Raw genomic sequence first — 21,425 nt, 5'->3', positions numbered from 1 at the left:
CGGGTCACAGCAGCCAGAGCGGCACGGCCGCGGCGAGGGCCTGCGCGCCTGCGTCGTTCGGGTGGATGTGGTCGCCGCTGTCGTACGCGGGCAGCACCTTGCTCGGCGCGGCCGGGTCCCGCAGGATCTGGTCGAAGTCGAGCAGCGCGTCGAACTCGTTGCTGCCCCGCAGCCAGGTGTTGACCGCCTGGCGTACGGCCTCCTTGTCCGCGGTCCACGTCGAGTAGCCCTCGAACGGGCCGAGCGTGGCCGCCACGACGCGCACCCCGCGGTCCTTGGCCTGGATCGCCAGCTGGCGCAGCCCGCCGATGATCTGGTCGGCCGGGAAGCCGGACAGGTGGACGTCGTTGATGCCGAGTTCGACGATGACGGTGCGTACACCGGGCTGGCTGAACACGTCGTCGTCCAGGCGGGCCAGGGCGCTGTCACCCAGGGCCGGGGAGTTGATGGCCAGGCCGTCCTTGGTGACCTGGTTGCCGGCGAGGCTCACGTTGAGCACGCCGGGGTCGCCCAGCGCCGGCCAGGTGCCGGTGACCCGGGTGGCGAGGTAGTCGGGCCAGCGGGTGTTCGCGCCGAGCGTGGAGCCCGACCCGTCGCTGATGGAGTCGCCGAGCACGACCACCGTGCCCGCGCCGGTCTTGGTGAGCACCTCGATCCCGGCCAGGTAGTAGAAGTGGTTGTAGGCGGCGGTCTGCCCGGCGCCGGTCAGGTCCTCGGCCTTGTCGCCGGCGTAGACGTAGGAGGTCTGGCGGGCGGTCCAGTGCCAGGAGGTGGCCCCGGTCGCGGTCGGCAGGTAGAGGGTCACCGCGAGTTCCGCGGTCGCCGACACCGGCAGGTCGATCGGGTCGGTCAGCAGCTCCGCTCCCTTGTAGACGACGGCGGTCTCGCTGCCGTTGAAGGTGATCTCACGGATGCTGCCGGGCTGCAGCTGCGGCGAGCCGGGCGAGACCGGCAGGCCGACGCTGGCGTGGCCGATGGTCAGCGGGCCGGTGCCGTACGCGTTGGTGATCCGCAGCCGGACCTTCTCCCCGCCGAGGGAGACCCGCACCAGCTGGCGGATCGACTGGTCGGTGAAGCCGTTGAGCGAGCTGCCGGTGTTGGCCAGGCTCGGCGCGGTGAGTGCGGTCCCCCAGGTCCCCACCCAGCGCGCGGGCAGACCGCCGGAGGCCGGGCCGGCCGCGGCGACCAAGGTGGTCGCGAGCAGGCCGAGGGCCGCGAGGCCGGCGGTGACACGCCTCGGCACCCGGCTCGTCCCGGCGCGCCGACGCGTGCCGGGCGAGTCGCCGCGTGCCGTCGAAACTGTGATCACTAGTGGAACCTCCATCGATTCCCGAGGGGGATGTGGCGGGCTTTCCCCGCCGACGCGACCACGATGCCAATAAATAGTTAAGTTTCTTAGGTACATAACTGCGATCACGGCTGGCGGTTCGGTTGATTTAAACCGGCCCATCTATCGATGGCATCTGCCGGAGCAGAGGTAGCGGGCCGCCCGGGGGGCGCCGGGCGGCCCGCTGCCTATCCCTGAGGGGCCAGGGTCCGCACGCCTGCGGCGCCGCGCTGGGCGGGCTCCCGCAGGCACGATTCGATGAGATCGGCGGCGCGCGCCGGACCACCCGCGGCCAGCACCTCGGCCCGCATCGCGGCGACGCCCGCCGCGATGCGGGGGTCCTCGGCGACCCGGTGCACCGTGTCGCGCAGCCGCGCCGGGGTCAGCCCCTCCAGGGCCAGCGACGCGCCCAGCCCGGTGTCGACGATGCGGGCGGCGTTGAGGTCCTGCTCCAGCGTGCGGGCCACGGCCACGTGCGGGACGCCGGCCTGCACGGACTCCATGACGCCGCCCAGCCCGCCGTGCGAGACGAACACCCGCGCGTGCGCCAGCACCGCCAGCTGCGGCACCACCGGCATGACCTGGACGTTGCGCGGCGGCGCACCCAGGGCGGCCGGGTCGAGGCGGCGGCCCACGGCCAGCACCACGTGCCAGGGCGTGTCCGCGAACGCCTCGAACACCAGGCGGTAGAAGTCCGGCCAGTGGTTGTTGAGCGTGCCCTGCGACACCAGCGCCACCGGCGCGCCGTCGGCAGGCGGCGACCAGGGCACATCACCGGCGCGCGGGGTCGTGCACGGCCCGACGAAGGCGAACTCGTCGCCGAAGGCCGGGCCCGCGTACTGGAACGCCCGCGGCAGGAAGGCCAGGTGGCGCACCACCCGCGGGGTGAGGAAGCCATCCGTGGTCAGCCCGGTCAGCCCGCGCCCGGTCAGGAAACGCTCCAGGCGCAGGGTGTACTCGGCCAGCGTCGGATGCCCGAAATCGACCGGGACCGCCTCGTTCAGCGACCACGGCCCCGCCGAAACGATCATCGGCCACAGCTGGATCGCGGGAATGTCGTGGGTGTGCGCGAACACGTGTCCGGCGAACGCCATCCGGTCGAACAGCACCAGGTCCGGCGGGTCGGCCAGCAGGGCCGGCTCCAGCTGCGGCAGGGTGTGCTCGGTCTCGGCCAGGAAGTTGAGCAGGCTGCGTCCGATGTGCTCGGCGCGGGCGGGGGTGCGCGGTTCCGGATCGGTGTCACCCGGGCGGGTCGAGGTGTACGGGATCACCCGCGCCCCGGCCGCGGCCACGTACGCGGCCCGGTCGGCGGTCGCCGCATAACTGACCCGGTGCCCGCGCCGCACCAGCTCGGCGACCACGCCCAGGGTCGGGAACAGGTGCCCCAGCGCCGGGATGTTGAAGAACGCGACGTGGCTACCCATGCCGTGCCGCCACCGCGAACACTGCCGGCGTCGCACCCTCGGCCAGGTCCCGCAGCACCGCGACGATCTCGTCGGCCAGCGCGGCGGCGGTGTCCGCGGTGAACAGCCCGGTGTCGTAGCGCAGCGTCAGCTCCAGGCCGTCGGGCTCGCGCCAGGCATCCACCCCCAGGTCGTGCAGGATCTGCGGGGCGCTCTGGGCGAACGGCCGCCAGTGCGGATCGACCGGCCCGGCGGCGGTATGCGTATGCAGCGCCGCCGTCACCTGGAAGACCGGGGTGCGGGAGCGGTCGGCGTCCGGGTCGACCGCGGCGACGACCTGCCCGAACGGCACCGCCTGCCGGGCCAGCCCGTCGATCGTCGCGGCGCGGACCCGGCCCAGCAGCTCGCCGAGATCCGGATCGCCGGACAGGTCGACCCGCAGCGCGATCGTGTTGGCGAACAGGCCCACCGTGCGCTCGGTCTCCTCCAGCAGGCGGCCGGACACCGGCATGCCCACGCACAGATCGGTCTGCCCGGAGCGCCGCGCGAGCACCACCAGCAGGGCGGTGGCCAGCACCATGTACGGCGTGGCCCGCCGCTGCCGGGCGAAGCGGTCCAGCGCGTCCGCGACCGGCGCGGCGACGTGCACGTCGACCTGGCCGCCGCGGAGCGTCTTGGCCGGCGGCCGGGGCAGGTCGGTGGGCAGCTCCAGCGGCGGCACGCCGCGCAGCCGCTCGGTCCACCAGGCCAGATCTACGTCTCCGGTGGTGTCGGCGCACTGCCAGGCGGCGAAGTCGGCATACCCGATGAACGGCTCGGGCAGCGGCTCGCCCCGGTAGAGCGCCACGGCCTCGCGTTGCAGGATCATGGCCGACTCGCCGTCGACCAGGATGTGGTGCACCGCCAGGCACCAGACGTGGTCGGCCGGGCCGAGGCGGATCAGCCGGGAGCGCACCAGCCTGCCGCCGGCCAGGTCGAGCAGCGCCCTGGCCAGTTCCGCGACCAGCTCCCGTGCCCGGCCGGGCGGGTCGGCCTCCCCGGACACGTCGAGCAGCTCCGTCACCAGGCCGCCGGGTGGTGCGATCACCTGCCGCGGCCCGTCGGGGCCGACGGCGAACGTGGTGCGCAGGGCGTCGTGCCGGTCGGCGAGCGCGCTGACGGCCGCCGTGAACGCGGGCACGTCCAGCGGCGCGGTGATGCGGTCGGCGATCACCACGATCGGCGATGCGCCGCCCTCGTACGCGGTGCACAGGTGCCACCACCGCTGCTGCAGCAGGGACAGCGGCGCGGTGCCGGACGGCGTGGCGCGACGCGGGATGACCTGCACTCAGCCCACCCCCTCGCCGCCGCGCGGTGCTTGGTTATCCATCGACGCCTGCCTGTCTGCGGTGGAACCGGGTGACACGGCGCGCCGGGGTCGGCGCGAGCAACGCCCCGCGGTCGGAGGTCATCCATCCATGGGCATATAACTGATAGCACAGTTTACGATTACTGGAAAGATCCTTTCCAGAAGTGATCTCCCGCCTTACCAGCGTGTACACATCCGTCCGATATGGCCTGCCGCACCAGCGGAGCCACCAGTGTGGACAGCGCCGCGAGCCGGTGGCCGGGCACGAATCGGCGCAGCGCGCCCGGCGCGAGGGTGCGCAGCGCGGCCGCGCCACGCACGGTCCGCAGCGCGCGGTCCACCGTCGCGGCGTCGCCCACCACCTGATACGCCGCGACGCCGTAGCAGAAGGCGGCCAGCCACAGCTGCAACAGCAACGAGTCCGCGACCACCCGGCGCATCCGCCCGGCCGGGTCGCACTCGGCGACCGTCGCGGCATACCCGTCCAGCAGGTCGGGCACGGACAGGCCGGACAGGGCGAGGAACTCGTCGGCCGGCACCGCCCGCCAGCCTTCGCCGTCCGGCACCTGGCACACCACCACCCCGTCGAACAGCAGCAGGTGCGGCACCATCGGCGGGACCAGGACGGCTGCCCAGTCACCGGGCGGGCCGCCGAACAGCGCCGCCCGTCGCGGGCCCTGCAGCACGTCGTTGCCGATCAGCGAGTCGCCCTGCTCGTGCTCGGCCAGGTTGGGGCTGCTGACCAGCGGCGTCATCCCGTGCTTCCGGGCGAAGCGCAGCAGCAGCACGTCGTCGGGCTCGCCCGGCTCGGCCGGGAACTCGGCGAGGGCATGCGCGACCGCGGTGGGCAGGACCACGGCGGTCGTCGGCACGTACGGGTCGAGCAGCGGCACCCAGCCCGCGCCCGTCAGCGCGGCCAACCGCACCGCCGGCGAGGTGCGCGAACCCCATTCGGTGAACAGGCACAGGATCCGGTCCGGCTGCGCCGCCACGGCCGCCCGCACGAGCCGGGCGAACCCGGGCGCGAGCCGCATGTCGTCCTGCACCAGCAACCGGTGCGTGCAGCCGGGATCGGCTCGCCGCCAGGCCAGCCGCGCGGTGCGCAGCGCGCTGCGCGGCCCGTCGGGTTCGGGATCCTCGACGACCTCGAAGTCCAGCCCCGGCTGGCTCGCCGCGAGGGCGTCGGCCTCCGGACGGCGGCGCGGGTGCGTGGTCACCGCGGCGGAAATCAACCCGTGCATTTAAGTATGTTAACTGTTAAGTTTATTGATGATAGCGGCTGTCGGGAGGACGTCGGCATGATGCTGCCCGCACTGCGGCGATGGTTCGACCTGGCCCGTCTGCTGCGCCAAGCGGGAACCCTGCCGGTCGCGGTCGCCCTGCTCGTCAGCGCCGCATTCGGGCTGGCCCCGATCGTCTTCATCGTGAGCATGGCGGTGCTGCTGGCCCGGGTGCCCGCGGTGGCCCGCGGCGAAGCCGCCCTCGGCACCGCCGTCGCGCTCACCCTCGCCGCGCTCGTCGCGCAGCAGCTGCTCGGCCCGCTGCAGGCCGCGCTGGCCGAGCTGGTCTCGCGCCGCGTCGACGGGCACTGCGTGCAGCGGGCGCTGCGGGCGGCGTTCACCGACGCGCCCGTGGCGGCCCTGGAGCGCCCCGGCACGCTGGACCTGCTGGCCGACGTGCGCACCGCGACCGACCGGGCCGCCCCGTCGCCCGGCGACGCCGCCGCGGCGCTGCCCGCACTGCTGGCCCGCTACACCGGGCTCGCCGGAGCGGTCGCACTGATCGCGGTGGTGCTGTCCCCGCTCGCCGGCCTCGTCGTCGCGGCGACCGCGCTGGTCATCCGGTTCGGGCAGCGCGGTTCGCTGGGCCGCTTCGCGGCGGAGTGGGACGCGCTGTCCCCGCAGCGCCGCCGCCTGGCGTACACCCGCACGCTCACCACCGGCACCGCGGCGGCCAAGGAGATCCGGGTGCTCGGGCTGCTCGACTTCCTCACCGCGCGCCTGGACAGCGAGCACCGCAGCTACCTCGATCCGATCTGGAGCATGCGGCGGCGCCTGCTGCTGCGCCCGTTCCTCGGCTTCGCCCTGACCGGACTCGTCGGCGCGGCGCTGGCCCTGACCGCCGTCGCCCAGGCCACCGCGAGCGGCGAACTCGACCTGCTCGGGTACGCCGTCGCGGTGCAGGCGGTGCTGGTGCCGATCCGCTTCGGCGTCTACTTCCCCGAGGCCGACGTGCAGACCCAGTTCGGCGGGCGGGCGCTGGCCGCCCTGACCGGCTTCGAGGATGCCGTACGCGGCGAAGCCCTGCCCGGGGCCACCCCGGCACCCGCTCCGCAGCGCGAGATCCGGTTCACTCAGGTCGGCTTCGCCTACCCGGGCGGGCGGCGCGTCTTCACCGACCTCGACCTGGTCATCCCCGCCGGGCGCTGCACCGCCGTCGTCGGGCTCAACGGGGCCGGCAAGACCACCCTGATGAAGCTGCTCACCCGCTGCTACGACCCCGACCGCGGCGCGATCACCGTCGACGGCCTCGACCTGCGCGGCCTCGATCCGGCCTCGTGGCAGCGCCGCCTCGCCGTCATCTTCCAGGACTTCAACCGCTACGAGCTGACCGCGGGCGAGAACATCGGCCTGGGCACGGGCACCCCTGCCGACTGGCGTGCCGCGGCGGCACGCGCCGGGGCGGGGGAAGTGCTCGACGACCTGCCCGCGGGCCTGGACACCCCGCTGCACGCCCGCTACACCGGCGGCCGCGACCTGTCCGGCGGCCAGTGGCAGCGTTTCGCGCTGGCCCGCGCCCTGCATGCCGTCGACCGCGGCGCCCGCCTGCTGGTGCTCGACGAGCCCACCGCCGCGCTCGACGTACGCGCCGAGGTCGAGTTCTTCGACCGCTTCCTCACCCAGACCGAGGGCCTGACCAGCGTCGTCATCTCGCACCGCTTCTCCACGGTGCGGCGTGCCGACCAGATCCTGGTGCTGTCCGACGGGCACGTCGTCGAACGCGGCGACCACGACGAACTGCTCGCCGCGGGCGGCCACTACGCGGAGATGTTCGCGTTGCAGGCCGGCCGGTTCCGCGACGACGTGGCCGCCGTCGCATGAGGACACTGCACACCGCGCTCGGCTTCGTGCTCGGCCTGGCCTGGGCCGCCGACCCGCGCAGACTGACCGTCGCGGTCGGCCTGCTGACCGGCGGCTACCTGGCCACCCCGTTCATCGGGTTCCTGCTGCGCGACTTCACCGACGCCGCGCTCGCCGGTGCGAGCGGGACCGCCACCGCGCTGGCCGTCGCCGTCGCGGCGCTGCTCGTCGCGGAGCTGATGCTCGGGCACTTCGCGCACCTGTCCTACTTCGAGGTCGGCGAGCAGGCCGGCACCGTGCTCGACCGGCGGCTGCTGGCGCTGGCCAACGGGCAGCCGAACCTGGCCCACCTCGACGACCCCCGCTTCGCCGATACGCTGGCGCTCGCCGCCCAGGACGCCGCGAAGACCCGGCAGTCCCTGGAAGGACTGCTGCACCTGGGCGGGCTGGTGCTGCGGGCCGCGGTGACCACGGTCATCCTGGCCACCGTCGACCCGTGGCTGGCCCTGCTGCCACTGGCCGCGGTGCCGCCGGTGCTGGTCGCCCGCCGGGCCGCGAAGCTGACCGAACGCGCCCGCGAACGCACCGCCGAGGCCGGACGGCTGTCGAGCCACCTGCTGGCGCTGGCCGCCGACGCCGACGCGGTCAAGGAGATCCGGCTGTGCGGAGCGGACGGCTTCCTGCTGGCCCGGCAGGCGCAGACGTGGGCACGCACCACCGACACGCTGTGGGCGGCGCAGTGGCGGGCCGCGCTGCTGCGCGGGTGTGGACAGCTGCTGTTCGCTTTCGCGTACGGCGGGGCGATCCTGCTGGTGCTCGGCCGGGCCGTGGACGGCACCGCGACCGTCGGGGAGGTCGTCCTGGTCGTAATGCTCGCCGTGCAGATCAGCGTGCAGGTGGCGGGGGCGATCGGGCTGCACGCGACGGTCGCCGCAACGGCGCGCACCGCGGGCCGCTTCGCCGAACTGGCCGCCGCCGCACCCGCCCCGGAACCGGCGACCTCAGCTGCCCCGCGACGGCTGCGGCACGGCATCCGCCTGCACGGCGTCACCTTCGCCTACCCCGGCGCGGCCGAGCCGACGCTGCGCGACGTCGACCTGACCCTGCCCGCCGGCGCCACCGTCGCCCTCGTCGGCGAGAACGGCGCAGGCAAGAGCACCCTGGTCAAGCTGCTCTGCGGGCTGTACCTCCCCACCGGCGGCACGCTCACCGTCGACGGCACCGACCTGCGCCGGATCCCGGCCGAGTCGTGGCACCGCCGGATCGCCATGCTGTTCCAGGACTTCGCCCGGCTGCACTGGACGGTCCGCGACAACGTCGGCGTCGGCGAGCTCACCCACCACGCCGACGACGCGGCGCTGCAGGCCGCGATCCACCGGGCCCGTGCCGGGCGCGCCGTCGACCAGGCCGGCGGCTTGGACGGCATGCTCGGCCGGGGGTACGCCGACGGCACCGAACTGTCCGGCGGCCAGTGGCAGTCGCTCGGCCTCGCCCGGTCGCTGATGCGGCCCCGGCCGCTGCTGCTGGCCCTCGACGAGCCCGCCGCCGCGCTCGACGCCCACGCCGAGAACGCGCTGTTCACCCGCTTCGCGACGGCGGCCCGGCGAGCCGCCCGGGGCACGGGTGCGATCACCCTGTTCGTCTCGCACCGGTTCTCCACGGTGCGCGCCGCGGACCTGATCGTGGTGCTGCGCGACGGCTCCATCGCAGAGCTGGGCAGCCACGACGAGCTGATGGCCCGCGGCGGCCTCTACCACGACCTGTTCACCCTCCAGGCGAAGGCGTACGCCTGACCGCACCGGTTACGCCGGGCCGGGGTCGGTGCGAGGTCGGATTTGCGACGGGTCCTAGGCAACGCCGGTCGATCAACTTACCGTGTCCGCCATGACCGCCTCTCCGCTGCGCCACGCCGCCCCGGGCAACGGCACGCGAACCCATAGACTGCACGACCGTCCACACCGCACCGCCCGTACCGCCGCCGCCGGTGTGCTCGTCTTCGCCCTGCTGGGCACCGCCGCCTGCGGCAAGAAGGGCGACCCGCAGGCCAGTGCCAGTGCCAACACGGTGATCACGGAGAGCCCCGGGACGAGCGCGAGCGCCCTGCCGTCCGGCTCCGCCGCCGCGACGCCGCAGCCGTCGTCGACCGGTGGCAGCGGCAACCAGGGCCCGACCTTCCCGAAGTCGGCCAAGGACTACGGCCTGGCCGCGCTGGCCGCATGGGCCTCCGGCAGCAAGTCCAAACTCGACCAGTACGCCGCGCAGGCTGCGGTGTCGCAGTTCATGGGCCACGGCAAGCCCAACAGCCAGTGGACCACGCTGAACTGCGAACCGGCCGGCAGCGGGCGCACCGCCTGCAACTACCGCAACGCGCACGGCGACGACGCCCGGCTGACCATGGAGGACACCCAGCTCGGCCACCCGACGGCGACCGTCGACGTGTTCCTCAACCGCACGCAGTATCCGACCGACGCGGCCGGTTACGTCAGCTTCTTCATGGCCGCCTGGGGCGACGGCAACAAGCAGCGGATGACCCGCTATGCCAGCTCGTCGATCGCGAACATGTTCACCGGCAAGACCCCGCCGACCGGCAGCCAGACCGAGCCCACCCAGAACGGGAGCACGTGGACCGTGCGGGTGAACGGCCTGCCGCTGGGCTCCGGGACCTGGACGTTCACGGTGAGCGGCAGCAAGCTCGGCGGCGGCAACGCGATCACCGCAGCCAAGATCGACTGAGGTCAGGTCAGCCGCAGCGTGACATACGGGACGTCCTCGTCCGGCGGCAGATAGCGGGACACCTCGACGAACCCGGCGGCCTGCGCGAACCGCAGGCCGCCGGTGTTCGCCGCCCACACGATCGTCTCGATCCCGTCCCCACCCAGCGCCCCCGCCTGCTCCAGCGCACGGGTGTACAGCTGCCGCCCGATCCCCTGCCCGCGGTGCTCCGGAAACACCCGGACGATCACGACGGCCGCCGCGCCGGCGTCGGCCGGTGGCCGCACCGTGGTGCATCCCACGAGCACCTCGCCCTGGTACGCGACTTCAAGCTGGTTACGGCCCAGCCGCTCGCGCACCTCGTCCAGGCTGAGCGGGTCTCCCGGGATGATCACATTGTGCGCGTGCCGCCAGTCCGCGATCTCGGTTTCGCTCCGCACCGGACGGACGTGAAGGTGAGGCATGCGGCCAGCGAACCGCATCCGCACCGCACGGTCAACGCCATTAGGCGCCCCGGACGACGTGACACCGGATCGATGCGACCTGTCCAGAGGCGGCCACTGGCATCGCATTAGACTGCCGATGATCGGTTGACAGACGACGGCGGGGGCGACGAGTGTCCGAGGCTGACCGCAAGCAGGTGCTGCCCGAGGCGCCGCCGATCCTCAGCGACGTGCCTGGCTCGTTCACCTGGCGGGTGCTGCACGACCGGCATCCGGCGATCATCGAGCAGGTGGCCGCCGCATTCCCCTACCCGCCGCGCATCCGCGCCGCGCTGGCCGCGCTCGCCGAGGACGCCGTCTCGGGCGTCGTGGAGCCGCTGCCCGCCGACGCGCACGACGCCGCCGACTGGGCCTGCTGGAGCGCACCCTATCTGGGCATGCGCTGGTACGACGTGCCGTTCCTGTGGTCGGAGAACTACTTCTACCGGCGGCTGCTGGAAGCCGTGGAGTACTTCCGCCCCGGCCCGTGGCGCGGCCTGGACCCGTTCACGCCGCAGAAGTCGGCGGAGCTGGCCGACCCCGCGCTCGACGCCGACCTCGCCGTACTGGCCGACCTGGCCACCCGCCCCGCCGAACAGCAGCTCACCGCGGCCGTGGACGCCGCGCTCTGGGGCAATCGGGCCGACCTGGCGACCCGGGTGTCCGACCCGGAGGCCGAGCACCGCAAGCAGGCGTCCGACCTGGTCGCCGACGACAGCGCGGTGCTGCGGCGCATCCTCGCGCCCGGCACCCGCGGCACGGTCTGCCTGGTCGCCGACAACGCCGGGCGGGAACTCATCCCCGACCTGGTCCTCGTCGACGTGCTGCTGCGCAACGGACTGACCGACCGGGTCGAACTGCACCTCAAGCCCCAGCCGTACTTCGTCTCCGACGCCATGCTGCACGACCTGCTGTCCTGCCTGCGACGATTGGCGGACGCGGAGCCCGCGCTGCGCGAACGGCTGTGGACGGCGCTGAACGACGGGTCCCTGGAGGTGGCGACCCACCCGTTCTACTGCGAGCCGTTGAGCTATCACGACCTGCCTGACGACCTCGCCGCACGGTTCCGGTCGGCGAAGCTGACCCTCGTGAAGGGCGACCTGAACTACCGCCGCCTCGTCGGTGACCGCCACTGGCCCGCGCACACCCCGTTCGACGCGGTGACCGCGTACTTCCCCGGGGCGGTCGCGGCGCTGCGTACGCTCAAGTCAGAGGTCCTGGTCGGCGCACCGGACGTCGCGGCGCTGGACGCCGCCGGGATCGGCTGGCGCCTGGACGGCACGCACGGCCTGATCCAGGTCCGGAGCTGACCCACCGCGCGTGACGCGCGACGGGTCGGTTCCGGGTCAGCGGCGGCCGAACAGGTTGCGCAGGTTCGCAGTGCCGATCGCGACGGCCGCGGCCACGGCGAGCACGCCGAACGCGATCCGCAGGTTGGTGACCAGCAGCCAGGTCAGCCAGCCGACGCCGATGAGGATGACCAGGCTCAGCAGGAACAGCAGCAGGCGGCGGCGCAGCACCGCCTCGATGCCCATCACCGCCAGCACCGCCAGCGTGCACGCGAACAGCAGCGAACCCTGCTCCAGCAGCAGCGCGAAGCCGAGCAGGAGCAGCAGCACGGACAGCGACGCCCCGGCCCAGAACCGCAGCAGCGCGCCCGCGGGCGCGGCGACGTCGGGCACGACGCGGTTGCGCAGGTGCGCGTGCGGCGGAGGCAGCGGCGGCACGCCGCCCACCGCGCGGAGCTGGTCGCGTTCGTTGACCGCCGCGCGACGGCGGGCCCGCAGCAGTGCCATGGCCTGCTCCTGCGCGATCAGTGCGGCGGCCGCGCCGTCGCCGCCGCGGCGGCTCGCGGTCACCGTCGGCGGCAGCACCTCGAGCCCGGCCGACATGCGCCGCAGCTCGTCCTGCCCGTCGGCGATCCGGCCGTCGAGCTCGGTGATCGTCTCGTCCAGCTCGCGCACCCGGTCGGCCCCGGCCCGCAGCGCCCGCGCGGGCGTCGGCGGCACCTTGTCCAGGCCCGCCCAGCCGACCGGGTCGCCCCAGGAGGCACGGATCGCGCCGCTGCGCTCGTAGCGGGGACCGGCGGGCGCGCGCTCGCCGCCGAACGGGTCCTCCGTGTCCAGTCCCCACAGCCCGCGGTAGTCGCGCACCCAGGGCGTGCCCGAGTCGATCAGGATCGGGGTCCACGGTCGGCCCGTGCCGGGCCCGATGTGCGCCCCGTCGCCGCGCCGGTAGTCGACGTACGGGATACCCAGACCCTCGGCGGCATTGCCGCGCGTCCACGGGAACAGCAGCGCGCGGACCCGGATCACCGTGTTGAGGACGCCCTCCAGCGACGGCGGCTGCACCCGCACCAGGTAGTCGCCCGGCAGGTAGGCCCCCGAGTGCGAGCCCGCGCCCGCGTTGGCCATCAGGTGCGTGCCGTCGACCCAGGTCAGGTCGGGGTCGTCGGGGCGGCGGCGCAGCTCGTCGCCGACCTCGTCGTGGGAGGACAGCGCCACCCAGGCCAGCTCGAAGCCGTCCGGCCCGTCGGGCGACGGCACCAGGTAGAGGGTCAGCTGCTCCCAGTCGGACTCGTGGTCGTTGACGCCGCTGAAGCTCGACCGCCAGTCGTTCATCGCGTACAGGAACCAGTACTGGATGACGACGTAGCCGCCGTCCGAGCTGACATGGGCGTGGTAGGCGTCGGTCTGCGGACCGGCGGCCGCGTACTGGCGCTGCACCGCGGCCGTGAGCCCGCCGGGGACCCGGCCGCGCAGCGTCAGCGACAGGCGCAGCAGGGAGTCGATGAACCGGCCGAGCAGCCCGACCGCCGCCAGCCGGGACACCCCGGTGAACTTCGGCCGGTCCGGCCTGCGCCGCCATTCCCGCAGCTCACGGCGGTGCAGGCCGCGTGGGGCGTAGCGCAGGAACAGTGCGGCCTCGGGATGGGCGCGAGCCGACTCGGCCAGCCGCTCGGGGTTCAGCTCGCCGTGGTCGATCAACAGCGTCGGGCTGCCGCGCGAGGTGTGGTGCGAGGCCCACAGCGCCGCCCCGGCCAGGTACGTGTCGACGGGCATCGGGAAGAACATCTCGCCCGCGGTGAAGCACAGCACCGGCTCGTAGCGCCGTACCAGCGCGCGCAGGTCGACTCCCTCGAGCAGCCCCGCACGGTCGTCAACGCCGGTCACCACCGTAGTGTCACAGCTCAGACGCGATCAAAACGGTGAAACAAGCTCATACCAGCTCAGTACCTCCCGTCCGCGGCCGTCGGACGGTCGCAGGCGGGAGGCGAGCCTGGATCAGAATCCGCGGAACACCTGGCGGAGCAGTACCAGGTCGGCTTCGCCCGTAGCCTCGACGCCGGCCGGGTTGTGCTGCGGCGACAGCCGGCCGACGATCAGGCGCAGCCAGGCCTCGGCGGGCAGCCGCAGCACCCCGTCGGCCTCGGCCGGCGCGTCGACCAGCTCGACCTTGTCCGCGAGCCGGAGCCCGTGGACCGCATCGGGGTCGGTGGTCTCGACGCGCAGGGTCAGCTCCCTGCCGTCGAGCGCGTCGGACTTGGCCAGCCAGCCGAACATGCCGCCGAGCGTGCCGGTGAGCAGCGGCACCGCCTCCGGCGCGAGCACGGCCTGCGGGTCGCGGCCGACCCGCACGTCCCAGGAGTGGAAGGTGTACTCGCTCAGCCGCAGGCTCGCCGCCGTGGCGACGTCGACCGGCGCGGGCAGGAAGCCCATGTCGATCCGCAGGTCCGCCAGGGTGCCGGCGTCGAGCGACTCGTACCGGTCCAGCAGCGCGTCGTTGGCGGCGAGAAAGCCCTCGGCCCGGTCGACGGGCTTCATGGCGTTCCAGCGCGCCCACACGCCCTGGTTGAACTCGAACCCGGGGTTGGGGCGGCCCTCCAGCGCCGCCTCGACCGTGCCGAGGTGGATCTCGGCGCCGCTGCCCAGGTGGCTGAGCACCTGGGACACGTCCCACTCGGACGCGCCGGACGCGCCGGTGAGGTCCGCTTCCGGCAGGCCGCGCACGTACGCGGCGAGCGAGTCGTGGCCGGACCGCAGCGCGGCGATGACGGCGTCGGCGGAGCTGGTCATGGGTACTCCTCGGTGATCTCGGATGTCGTCCGCTGGATCAACCGCAGACCCGCACCGCTTGTTCCGCCCGGCGCTCAGACCGTCGCGACCGGGCCGTACCGGGTCTGCGCGGAGCGCGTCTGCAGGGCCCAGTAGCGGTCGCCGTAGGACCAGTGCCACCACTCGGTGGGGTAGTTGACCAGGCCCACGCCCGACAGTGCGAGCGACAGCAGGTCGCGGTGCTCACGGGCCGTCGCCGAGATGTGCGGCGAGCCGGTGAAGCAGGCGTCGGCGCTGGCCAGCGGGCTCGCGTTGACGGCCGTGCCCATGTCCAGCTCCATGCCCTGCTCGGTGCACAGGGTCAGGTCGACCGTGCCGCCGGTGCTGTGCGGCGCGACGTCGGGCGGCGCGACGTACTTGCTCGCCTCGGTGTGCAGCCGCTCGGCGTCCCACTCCGGGTGGGCGGCCCGCAACTCGGCCTGGTAGTCCTCGAAGTACGTCGTCTGCAGGCGCAGCGGCCGGTACGCCTCGACGACCAGCAGCCGCAGCCCGTCCGGCAGCGCGCGCTGCGCGTCCAGCAGCCGCTGGGCGACGCCTTCGCGCAGGTGGGCGTACGCCCCGGCGGGGTCGGCGAGCCGGGAGTCGATCCGCAGCTCCGGCACCTCACGCAGGTCGATCATGGGTTCGCCGGTGTCGCCGAGGGCGATCGCGGAGATCCGGCGGTCGGACAGCAGGATCATGCCGCCGCCTCGCTAGTCAGGTCGGTCACGGCGCCCAGTCCACCCGATCGGCTGCGACGTGGACGTGAGCGGAAGTCCTCACACACCGCTCACACTCCGGAGGTCGCGCAGGCGCGTCACCGGCCGATGACGCACCGACCGGCTAGCATCCGCGAATGACGATTCTCTCGGGCGCGGCCGGGGCCTGGACCGGGGCCAACGGCTTCCGGTTGATGCCCCAGGACCAGTTCGCCGAGTCGCCCGCCACGCTGACGCTGGCCACGGCGGCGGGTGGCCACATGACCACGGTCGCCTATACCTGGGCGCACCCGACCGACGGCCCGCAGCAGGGCCTGCTCGCCCTGGGCGCGGGCACGGAGCCCGACGCCCTGGTCGGGCTGTGGAGCGACTCGTGGCACCAGCAGCCCGCGGCGTTCACGCTGCCCGGCACCCTGCGCGACGGTGCGGTGGCCGAACTGGAGGCCGACTACGGCGGCGGCTGGCGCTGGCGGATCATCATCGACGCGACGGGCGCCACCCTGCAGCTGCGCATGGACAACGTGATCCCCGCCGACCAGGCCACGGCGGAGATAGCCGCCGGGCCCTATCCGGCGATGCTCATGACACTGCGCCGCGGCTGAGACGGCTCAGTTCACCGTACGGCCATCTGGAAGTCACCCCCTGTCGATGCGGCGGGCCGACCATTCCGGCATGCCCGTTGCCCGCACGAACCACTTCGTCCTCAATGGATCGGACGACCTGACCTACCGCCTGGCGCAACAGCTCTCGGAGCGTTACCGCGCCGAGGTGGTGGTGCTGATGACCGAGGCGGAACAGGCCACGGCGCGCGACTTCACCGACCTGGCCCAGGTCGCGCTGGTGGTAGCCGAGCGCATCGACGAGCAGGCGCTGCGCGGGGTCGACGTCGGCACCGCGGCCGGGCTGGCGCTCACGGTGCAGGACGACGTCGGCAACCTCTCGCACGCCCTGCTGGCCCGCGACGTCGCCCCCCGGCTGCGGCTGGTGCTGCGGATGTACCACACCGCGCTGGGCCAGGACATCGAGTCGCTGCTCGGCAACGCGCGCGTGCTGTCCGATGCGGAGATCGCCGGCCCGGAGCTGGTCGCCACCGCGCTCGGCGAGGTGGCGGCGACGCCGGTGCAGGTGGCCCGGCGCACCCTGGTCGTCGCTCCACGCACCGACGTCGTGCCCCAGGACGTGGTGTGCGGGCTCGCCGACACCTCCGACGGCGACGCACCACAGGTGCTCCCCGCCGACGAGCGCACCGCCGACCTGGTCCTCGCCGAGGACCGCGGTCCGGCCTCGCTGTGGGAGACCTCGCTCGGCCTGAGCCGGCTCACCCCGAAGCGGCCGTCGTGGGCCGGCCTGGTGCTGTCGTTCCTGGGGGCACTGTTCTCCCGCAAGACCCGCATCGCCGTCACGGCCGTGCTGGCGATCATCGTCGCGGCGGGTGTCGCGCTGGCGTTCAGCCTGGACCTTCGGCCGTGGGAGGCGTTCTACGAGGCCGCGGCCACCGTGCTCGGCGGCCCGCAGCCGGAACCGGACTACCAGCCCCGGCAGCAGGCGCTGCAACTGCTGCTCGGACTCGCCGGGCTCGCGTTCATCCCGCTGGTCACCGCGCTGGTGGTGGAGGGCACGGTGCGGGCGCGCCTGGCCGTGGCGCAGCTACGGCTGATCCAGCCGCGTTCCGGCCACGTCGTGGTGGTCGGCCTGGGCGGCGTCGGCACCCGGGTCATGCGGCTGCTGCACGACCGCGGCATCACCATGGTCGCCATCGCCCAGGACGAGAACGCCCGCGGCGTGCCGCTGGCCCGGGAGTTGGACATCCCCCTGCTCATCGGCGACCCCAGCCGGGAGACGACGCTGCGCCAGGCGGGCGTGGACCGGTGCAAGGCGCTGCTCGCGGTGGACCGCTCCGACATGGCCAACCTGCAGACCGCGCTGTGGGCCCGCAAGCTGCAGCAGCGGGTGCGGGTGGTGCTGCGCCTGTTCGACCCCGACCTCGCCGACCGGGTGCGCACGACGTTCGACCTGCCGCTGTCGCGCAGCGTGTCCAACATGGCGGTGCCCGCGTTCGCGGAGGCGCTGATGGGCCGGGAGGTGATCGGCACCATCGCCGTCGACCGGCGGGTGCTGCTCATCGCCGAGATGTTCGTGCCCACCGGCTCGCCGCTGGCCGGCACGACCACGGAGAACGTGAACCGGGCGGGCTCGATCCGGATGGTCGCGGTCACCGAGTTCGGCGAGCCCCGGCCGCTGTGGAAACCCGGCCCGACCCGGCGGGTACGCGAGCGCGACAAGCTCACCGTCGTCGCCACCCGGGACGGGCTCACCGAGCTGACCATGCGCAACCGGCGGCGCTGACCGCCCGATCGTGTCACGTCCATCACCAGCGGGCCCGCCGCCAGTTGGTACCGGTGGTGCTGCACGTCGGGGTGACACGGGGAGCTTTGAGATGTGGATTCGCAGGTCGCTGCTGGCCGCCGCGGGCACGGCGTACGCGCTGCTGCCGCTGACCGCCGCCGCAGGCGCGCCGGCCCCGGTGCCCGTGGCGCCGGAGCCGACGGTCCCGGACGCGGTGTACCCGCTGGTCGCGTACGCCGAACCGGAGCTGGGCGGGGCGTCGCAGGCGTTCGGCGCGGGCGTGTTCGACGCCGACTCCGGCGGGCTGGGCGCGGTCGGCGCCGACGCCGTCTCATCGCTGCGCGTGGCCGCGGGCTTCCGGGTGCTGGCCTGCGACCGCACCGCGGCGCAGAGTGTCGGCGCGGTCGACGGCCTCGGCTCCTGCCGGTACTTCGACGCCGGCTGGTACGACCGGGTCGGCGGCGGTCTCGACGACCACATCTCGCTGCTGACGGTCGTCGCCGCGAAGGAGACCGGACAGGGCGTCACCGTGTACGGGGAGCCGTCCCTGTCCGGCGGCAAGCTGCGACTCGGCCCCGGCCGGTACGAGGCGGCCGCCGGTGACCTGGACCGCCTCGACGCGGTCCGCTCCCTGGCAGTGGCCGACGGCCACCAGGCCGTGCTCTGCGACAGCGACCGCTCGACCGCCACCGCCGGCGGCAACCCCGGCCTGTGCCAGGTGTTCGGGCCCGGCGAGCACCCGTCGGTCGGCGCCGGCCTGGACGGGGCGGTCTCCCTGATCGCCGTCGGCGGCCCGGCGGTGACCGCGGCCGACGGACCCGCGCTCGCCGGGGCGGCACAGTCGTTCGGCCCCGGCGTGCACCAGGCCGCGACCGGCAACCTGACCCAGGTGGGCAACGACACGATCAGCTCCCTGCGCGTGGCGGCCGGCCACCGGGTGCTGGCCTGTGCCGACGACCACGTGGCACCGGCCACGCTGGGCGAGTGCACGCTGTTCGGCTCCGGGGTGCACGAGCTGGCCGGGACGGCCCTCGACGGCGGCATCTCCCTGCTGGCCGTGTCGGCCGGGCCGTCGACCGGGCAGGTGCTCACCGCGTACGCCGACGGCGGGCTGACCGGCCCGTCCGGCGCGTTCGGCCCGGGCATGTTCGCGGCCGCCGATCTCGGCCCGGTGGGCAACGACGCGATCAGCTCACTGCGGCTGGCCGACGGCGGCCGGGCGGTCCTGTGCGAACACGAGGACACCGCGCCGGGCGAGGTCGGCGCGTGCCGGCTGTTCACCGCGGGCGACTACGCGACGCTCGACAAGGCCCTCGACGACCAGACCTCCCTGATCTTCGTCGCCGCCTGACCCGGTGGGGTGCACGCCCGGCGCACCCCCGCTTCACATCGACGTTGGCCTATCACATCGAGTATTCGGCGACCGGACTCGATGAGATAGGCCAACGTCGATGACAGGCGGGTCCGCGAGCGGCCGGGTCGGGGGGAGCGGTCGCCCGACGGCGTGGGTGCGGAGAATCGGGTTGCGGAGTGAGTGCTCACTCATTTAGAGTCGCCGCCGTGACTGACGCCTCCCCCAGGCGCCGGGTTTCCCCGTTGACCCCCGAGGACCGGCGCGCCGCGATCATCGCGGCGACCCTGCCCCTGCTGCGTGCCGAAGGCGTGCACGTGAGCAGCAAGCGGATCGCCGAGTGCGCGGGTGTCGCCGAGGGGACCATCTTCCGCGCCTTCCCCGACAAGGCCGCCCTGATCTCGGCCACGCTCGCCCACGCCTTCGACCCGGCCCCCACCATCGAGTCGATCAAGGCAGTGGCGGGCGACCCCGATGTCCGGTTCCGGCTCAAGACCGCCGTGCGGATCCTGACCCGCCGCTTCCGCGACAACGCCCCGCTGATGATGTCGCTGCGCGGCAGCGGCCTCGCCGTGGTCACCACCGCGCCCGTGTTCGACCCCCGCGAGGCGCTGTCAGGTATCTCGGATGCGGTCGCCGAGCTGATCAAGGACGATGCCGACCGGTTCCGGCTGCCGCCGGCGACCGTCGCGTCCCTGCTCATCTCGATGGTGTTCTTCAACAACCGCAGCGAGATCCTCCCCGAAGACCAGATCGTCGACGTCGTCCTGGACGGCGTGCTCTCCCCCGAGGCGAAGAAAGAGCCCGCATGCTGATCACACTCGTACGCCGCCAGCTGCGGCCATACCGGCGACAGATCTCCCTGGTCGTGCTCCTGCAGCTGGTGCAGACGCTGGCCAACCTCTACCTGCCCACGCTCAACGCCGACATCATCGACCAGGGCGTGGTCAAGGGCGACACCGGCTACATCATGCGCATCGGCGCCGCCATGATCGGCGTCTCGCTGGTGCAGATCATCTGCTCCATCGGCGCGGTCTACGTCGGCGCCCAGGTCGCCAGCGCGCTGGGCCGCGACGTCCGGGCCGCGATCTTCGACCGGGTGCAGTCGTTCTCCGCCCGCGAGGTGGGCCACTTCGGCGCGCCCTCGCTCATCACGCGTACCACCAACGACGTGCAGCAGGTTCAGATGCTGGCGCTGATGACCTTCACCATGATGGTCAGCGCACCGATCATGATGGTCGGCGGCATCGTGCTCGCCCTGCAGCTGGACGTGCAGCTGTCCGGGCTGCTGCTGGCGGTCATCCCCGTGCTGGTGCTCGGCATCGGCGTCATCGTCTACCGGATGCGGCCCCTGTTCCGGGCCATGCAGACCAACATCGACGAGGTCAACCGGGTGATGCGCGAGCAGATCACCGGCATCCGGGTGATCCGGGCGTTCGTCCGCGACCGGCACGAGCAGGAGCGCTTCGCCCGCGCCAACACCGAGCTGACCGACGTCGCGCTGGCCGTCGGCAAGCTGATGGCCTCGATGTTCCCGTTCGTCATGCTCGTCATCAACGTCTCGACGGTGGCCGTGCTGTGGTTCGGCGCGCACCGCATCGACAGCGGCGGCATGGAGATCGGCGCGCTGACCGCGTTCCTGAGCTACCTGATGCAGATCCTGATGGCGGTCATGATGGCCACCTTCATGTTCGTCATGCTGCCCCGCGCCGAGGTGTGCGCCGAGCGCATCGAGGAGGTGCTCGACACCGCGTCCAGCGTCGTCCCGCCGACGGCACCGGTCACCCCGGAAGGCCTGCGCGGGCACCTGGAGCTGCGCGACGCCGAGTTCAGCTACCCGGGCGCCGAGGAGCCGGTGCTGCGCAGCATCTCCTTCACCGCCCTGCCCGGCGAGACCACCGCGATCATCGGCAGTACGGGCAGCGGCAAGTCGACGCTGCTGCACCTGGTGCCGCGGCTGTTCGACGCCACCGGCGGCCGGGTGCTGGTCGACGACGTCGACGTGCGCGAGATCGAGCCGCAGGCGCTGGCCCGGGCCATCGGCTTCGTCCCGCAGAAGCCGTACCTGTTCTCCGGCACCGTCGCCTCGAACCTGCGCTACGGCAAGGCCGACGCCACCGACGAGGAGCTGTGGCAGGCCCTGGAGGTGGCGCAGGCAAAGGAGTTCGTGCAGGCCATGCCCGAGGGCCTGGACGCGCCGATCGCGCAGGGCGGCACCAACGTCTCCGGCGGCCAGCGCCAGCGCCTGGCCATCGCCCGCGCGCTGGTCAACCGACCCGAGATCTACCTGTTCGACGACTCGTTCTCGGCCCTGGACTACGCCACCGACGCCGCGCTGCGCCGGGAGCTGTCCCGGGAGACCGCCGACGCGACGGTCGTGATCGTCGCCCAGCGCGTCAACACCATCCGCGACGCCGACCGCATCCTCGTCCTCGACGACGGGCAGGTCGTCGGCACCGGCACCCACAGCGAACTCATGAACAGCAACGTGACCTACCGCGAGATCGTGCTGTCCCAGCTCACCGAGGAGGAGGCGGCGTGAGCGAGCGAACCATGAGCTTTA

17 protein-coding genes are annotated in these 21,425 nt (G+C 73.2%); 9 read left to right on the top strand and 8 right to left on the bottom strand.

What is annotated here, in order from left to right:
- Positions 1–4: 4 nt before the first annotated feature.
- The 4 genes from FLL47_RS05150 to FLL47_RS05135 form a co-directional block, all read right to left on the bottom strand.
- Positions 5–1,309, bottom strand: coding sequence for an SGNH/GDSL hydrolase family protein (locus tag FLL47_RS05150; protein WP_246157543.1), 1,305 nt, complete (start codon positions 1,307–1,309; stop codon positions 5–7).
- A gap of 206 nt (positions 1,310–1,515) precedes the next feature.
- Positions 1,516–2,751 (bottom strand): macrolide family glycosyltransferase, encoded by a 1,236-nt coding sequence (locus FLL47_RS05145; RefSeq protein WP_144119246.1) that lies wholly within the window; start codon positions 2,749–2,751, stop codon positions 1,516–1,518.
- The gene (locus tag FLL47_RS05140) at positions 2,744–4,057 is read right to left on the bottom strand and encodes a condensation domain-containing protein (protein ID WP_144119245.1); all 1,314 of its coding nucleotides are present in this window, start codon (positions 4,055–4,057) and stop codon (positions 2,744–2,746) included. The genes FLL47_RS05145 and FLL47_RS05140 overlap by 8 nt, the downstream gene beginning before the upstream one ends.
- Positions 4,058–4,218: 161 nt before the next feature.
- The gene (locus tag FLL47_RS05135) at positions 4,219–5,319 is read right to left on the bottom strand and encodes a hypothetical protein (RefSeq protein ID WP_144119244.1); all 1,101 of its coding nucleotides are present in this window, start codon (positions 5,317–5,319) and stop codon (positions 4,219–4,221) included.
- Between the two features lie 57 nt (positions 5,320–5,376).
- On the opposite strand from FLL47_RS05135, the gene FLL47_RS05130 reads away from it, so the two are divergent.
- From FLL47_RS05130 to FLL47_RS05120, 3 genes are all read left to right on the top strand, one after another.
- Entirely contained in the window at positions 5,377–7,179 is a 1,803-nt protein-coding gene (locus tag FLL47_RS05130; protein WP_222105965.1) for an ABC transporter ATP-binding protein, read from the top strand.
- A complete protein-coding gene (locus FLL47_RS05125) occupies positions 7,176–8,951 on the top strand; it encodes an ABC transporter ATP-binding protein (RefSeq protein ID WP_144119243.1) in 1,776 nt (591 codons plus the stop codon). Before FLL47_RS05130 ends, FLL47_RS05125 begins: the two co-directional genes overlap by 4 nt.
- Positions 8,952–9,042: 91 nt before the next feature.
- Positions 9,043–9,891 carry a hypothetical protein gene (locus FLL47_RS05120; protein WP_144119242.1) on the top strand — a complete coding sequence of 283 codons (849 nt, stop codon included), beginning with the start codon at positions 9,043–9,045 and terminating at the stop codon, positions 9,889–9,891.
- Between the two features lie 2 nt (positions 9,892–9,893).
- Here FLL47_RS05120 and FLL47_RS05115 read toward each other — a convergent pair whose 3' ends face one another.
- Entirely contained in the window at positions 9,894–10,310 is a 417-nt protein-coding gene (locus FLL47_RS05115; RefSeq protein WP_246157541.1) for a GNAT family N-acetyltransferase, read from the bottom strand.
- 176 nt (positions 10,311–10,486) lie between these two features.
- Between FLL47_RS05115 and FLL47_RS05110 the strand changes: the two genes are divergently transcribed.
- Positions 10,487–11,662, top strand: coding sequence for a damage-control phosphatase ARMT1 family protein (locus tag FLL47_RS05110; RefSeq protein WP_222105964.1), 1,176 nt, complete (start codon positions 10,487–10,489; stop codon positions 11,660–11,662).
- Between the two features lie 36 nt (positions 11,663–11,698).
- Here FLL47_RS05110 and FLL47_RS05105 read toward each other — a convergent pair whose 3' ends face one another.
- The 3 genes from FLL47_RS05105 to FLL47_RS05095 all read right to left on the bottom strand — a co-directional run bounded on the left by FLL47_RS05105 (position 11,699) and on the right by FLL47_RS05095 (position 15,147).
- Positions 11,699–13,525, bottom strand: a complete 1,827-nt coding sequence (locus FLL47_RS05105; RefSeq protein WP_144119240.1) for a hypothetical protein — start codon at positions 13,523–13,525, stop codon at positions 11,699–11,701.
- Positions 13,526–13,636: 111 nt separating this feature from the next.
- Positions 13,637–14,428 (bottom strand): maleylpyruvate isomerase N-terminal domain-containing protein, encoded by a 792-nt coding sequence (locus FLL47_RS05100; RefSeq protein ID WP_144119239.1) that lies wholly within the window; start codon positions 14,426–14,428, stop codon positions 13,637–13,639.
- A 74-nt stretch (positions 14,429–14,502) separates the two neighbouring features.
- Positions 14,503–15,147, bottom strand: coding sequence for a M15 family metallopeptidase (locus FLL47_RS05095; protein WP_144119238.1), 645 nt, complete (start codon positions 15,145–15,147; stop codon positions 14,503–14,505).
- A gap of 155 nt (positions 15,148–15,302) precedes the next feature.
- Between FLL47_RS05095 and FLL47_RS05090 the strand changes: the two genes are divergently transcribed.
- The 5 genes from FLL47_RS05090 (at position 15,303) to FLL47_RS05070 (ending at position 21,404) form a co-directional block, all read left to right on the top strand.
- Positions 15,303–15,767 (top strand): hypothetical protein, encoded by a 465-nt coding sequence (locus tag FLL47_RS05090; protein ID WP_144119237.1) that lies wholly within the window; start codon positions 15,303–15,305, stop codon positions 15,765–15,767.
- A gap of 70 nt (positions 15,768–15,837) precedes the next feature.
- Positions 15,838–17,511 carry an NAD-binding protein gene (locus tag FLL47_RS05085; protein ID WP_186315564.1) on the top strand — a complete coding sequence of 558 codons (1,674 nt, stop codon included), beginning with the start codon at positions 15,838–15,840 and terminating at the stop codon, positions 17,509–17,511.
- A 91-nt stretch (positions 17,512–17,602) separates the two neighbouring features.
- Positions 17,603–18,862 (top strand): hypothetical protein, encoded by a 1,260-nt coding sequence (locus FLL47_RS05080; protein ID WP_144119235.1) that lies wholly within the window; start codon positions 17,603–17,605, stop codon positions 18,860–18,862.
- A gap of 209 nt (positions 18,863–19,071) precedes the next feature.
- Positions 19,072–19,677 carry a TetR/AcrR family transcriptional regulator gene (locus tag FLL47_RS05075; protein ID WP_222105963.1) on the top strand — a complete coding sequence of 202 codons (606 nt, stop codon included), beginning with the start codon at positions 19,072–19,074 and terminating at the stop codon, positions 19,675–19,677.
- The gene (locus FLL47_RS05070; protein ID WP_144119234.1) at positions 19,671–21,404 is read left to right on the top strand and encodes an ABC transporter ATP-binding protein; all 1,734 of its coding nucleotides are present in this window, start codon (positions 19,671–19,673) and stop codon (positions 21,402–21,404) included. Before FLL47_RS05075 ends, FLL47_RS05070 begins: the two co-directional genes overlap by 7 nt.
- The last annotated feature ends 21 nt before the right edge of the window (positions 21,405–21,425 follow it).

It is taken from the genome of Catellatospora sichuanensis, from assembly GCF_007483665.1.
Lineage (GTDB): Bacteria > Actinomycetota > Actinomycetes > Mycobacteriales > Micromonosporaceae > Catellatospora > Catellatospora sichuanensis.
This window is presented reverse-complemented; position numbering and strand designations above follow the sequence as displayed.

Excerpts from the sequence above, each read along its gene's own strand:
- FLL47_RS05145 (WP_144119246.1), bottom strand. The coding sequence starts at position 2,751 with ATGGGTAGCCACGTCGCGTTCTTCAACATCCCGGCGCTGGGGCACCTG.
- FLL47_RS05135 (WP_144119244.1), bottom strand. The coding sequence starts at position 5,319 with ATGCACGGGTTGATTTCCGCCGCGGTGACCACGCACCCGCGCCGCCGT.
- FLL47_RS05130 (WP_222105965.1), top strand. The coding sequence starts at position 5,377 with ATGATGCTGCCCGCACTGCGGCGATGGTTCGACCTGGCCCGTCTGCTG.
- FLL47_RS05125 (WP_144119243.1), top strand. The coding sequence starts at position 7,176 with ATGAGGACACTGCACACCGCGCTCGGCTTCGTGCTCGGCCTGGCCTGG.
- FLL47_RS05120 (WP_144119242.1), top strand. The coding sequence starts at position 9,043 with ATGACCGCCTCTCCGCTGCGCCACGCCGCCCCGGGCAACGGCACGCGA.
- FLL47_RS05100 (WP_144119239.1), bottom strand. The coding sequence starts at position 14,428 with ATGACCAGCTCCGCCGACGCCGTCATCGCCGCGCTGCGGTCCGGCCAC.
- FLL47_RS05095 (WP_144119238.1), bottom strand. The coding sequence starts at position 15,147 with ATGATCCTGCTGTCCGACCGCCGGATCTCCGCGATCGCCCTCGGCGAC.
- FLL47_RS05090 (WP_144119237.1), top strand. The coding sequence starts at position 15,303 with ATGACGATTCTCTCGGGCGCGGCCGGGGCCTGGACCGGGGCCAACGGC.
- FLL47_RS05085 (WP_186315564.1), top strand. The coding sequence starts at position 15,838 with ATGCCCGTTGCCCGCACGAACCACTTCGTCCTCAATGGATCGGACGAC.
- FLL47_RS05080 (WP_144119235.1), top strand. The coding sequence starts at position 17,603 with ATGTGGATTCGCAGGTCGCTGCTGGCCGCCGCGGGCACGGCGTACGCG.
- FLL47_RS05070 (WP_144119234.1), top strand. The coding sequence starts at position 19,671 with ATGCTGATCACACTCGTACGCCGCCAGCTGCGGCCATACCGGCGACAG.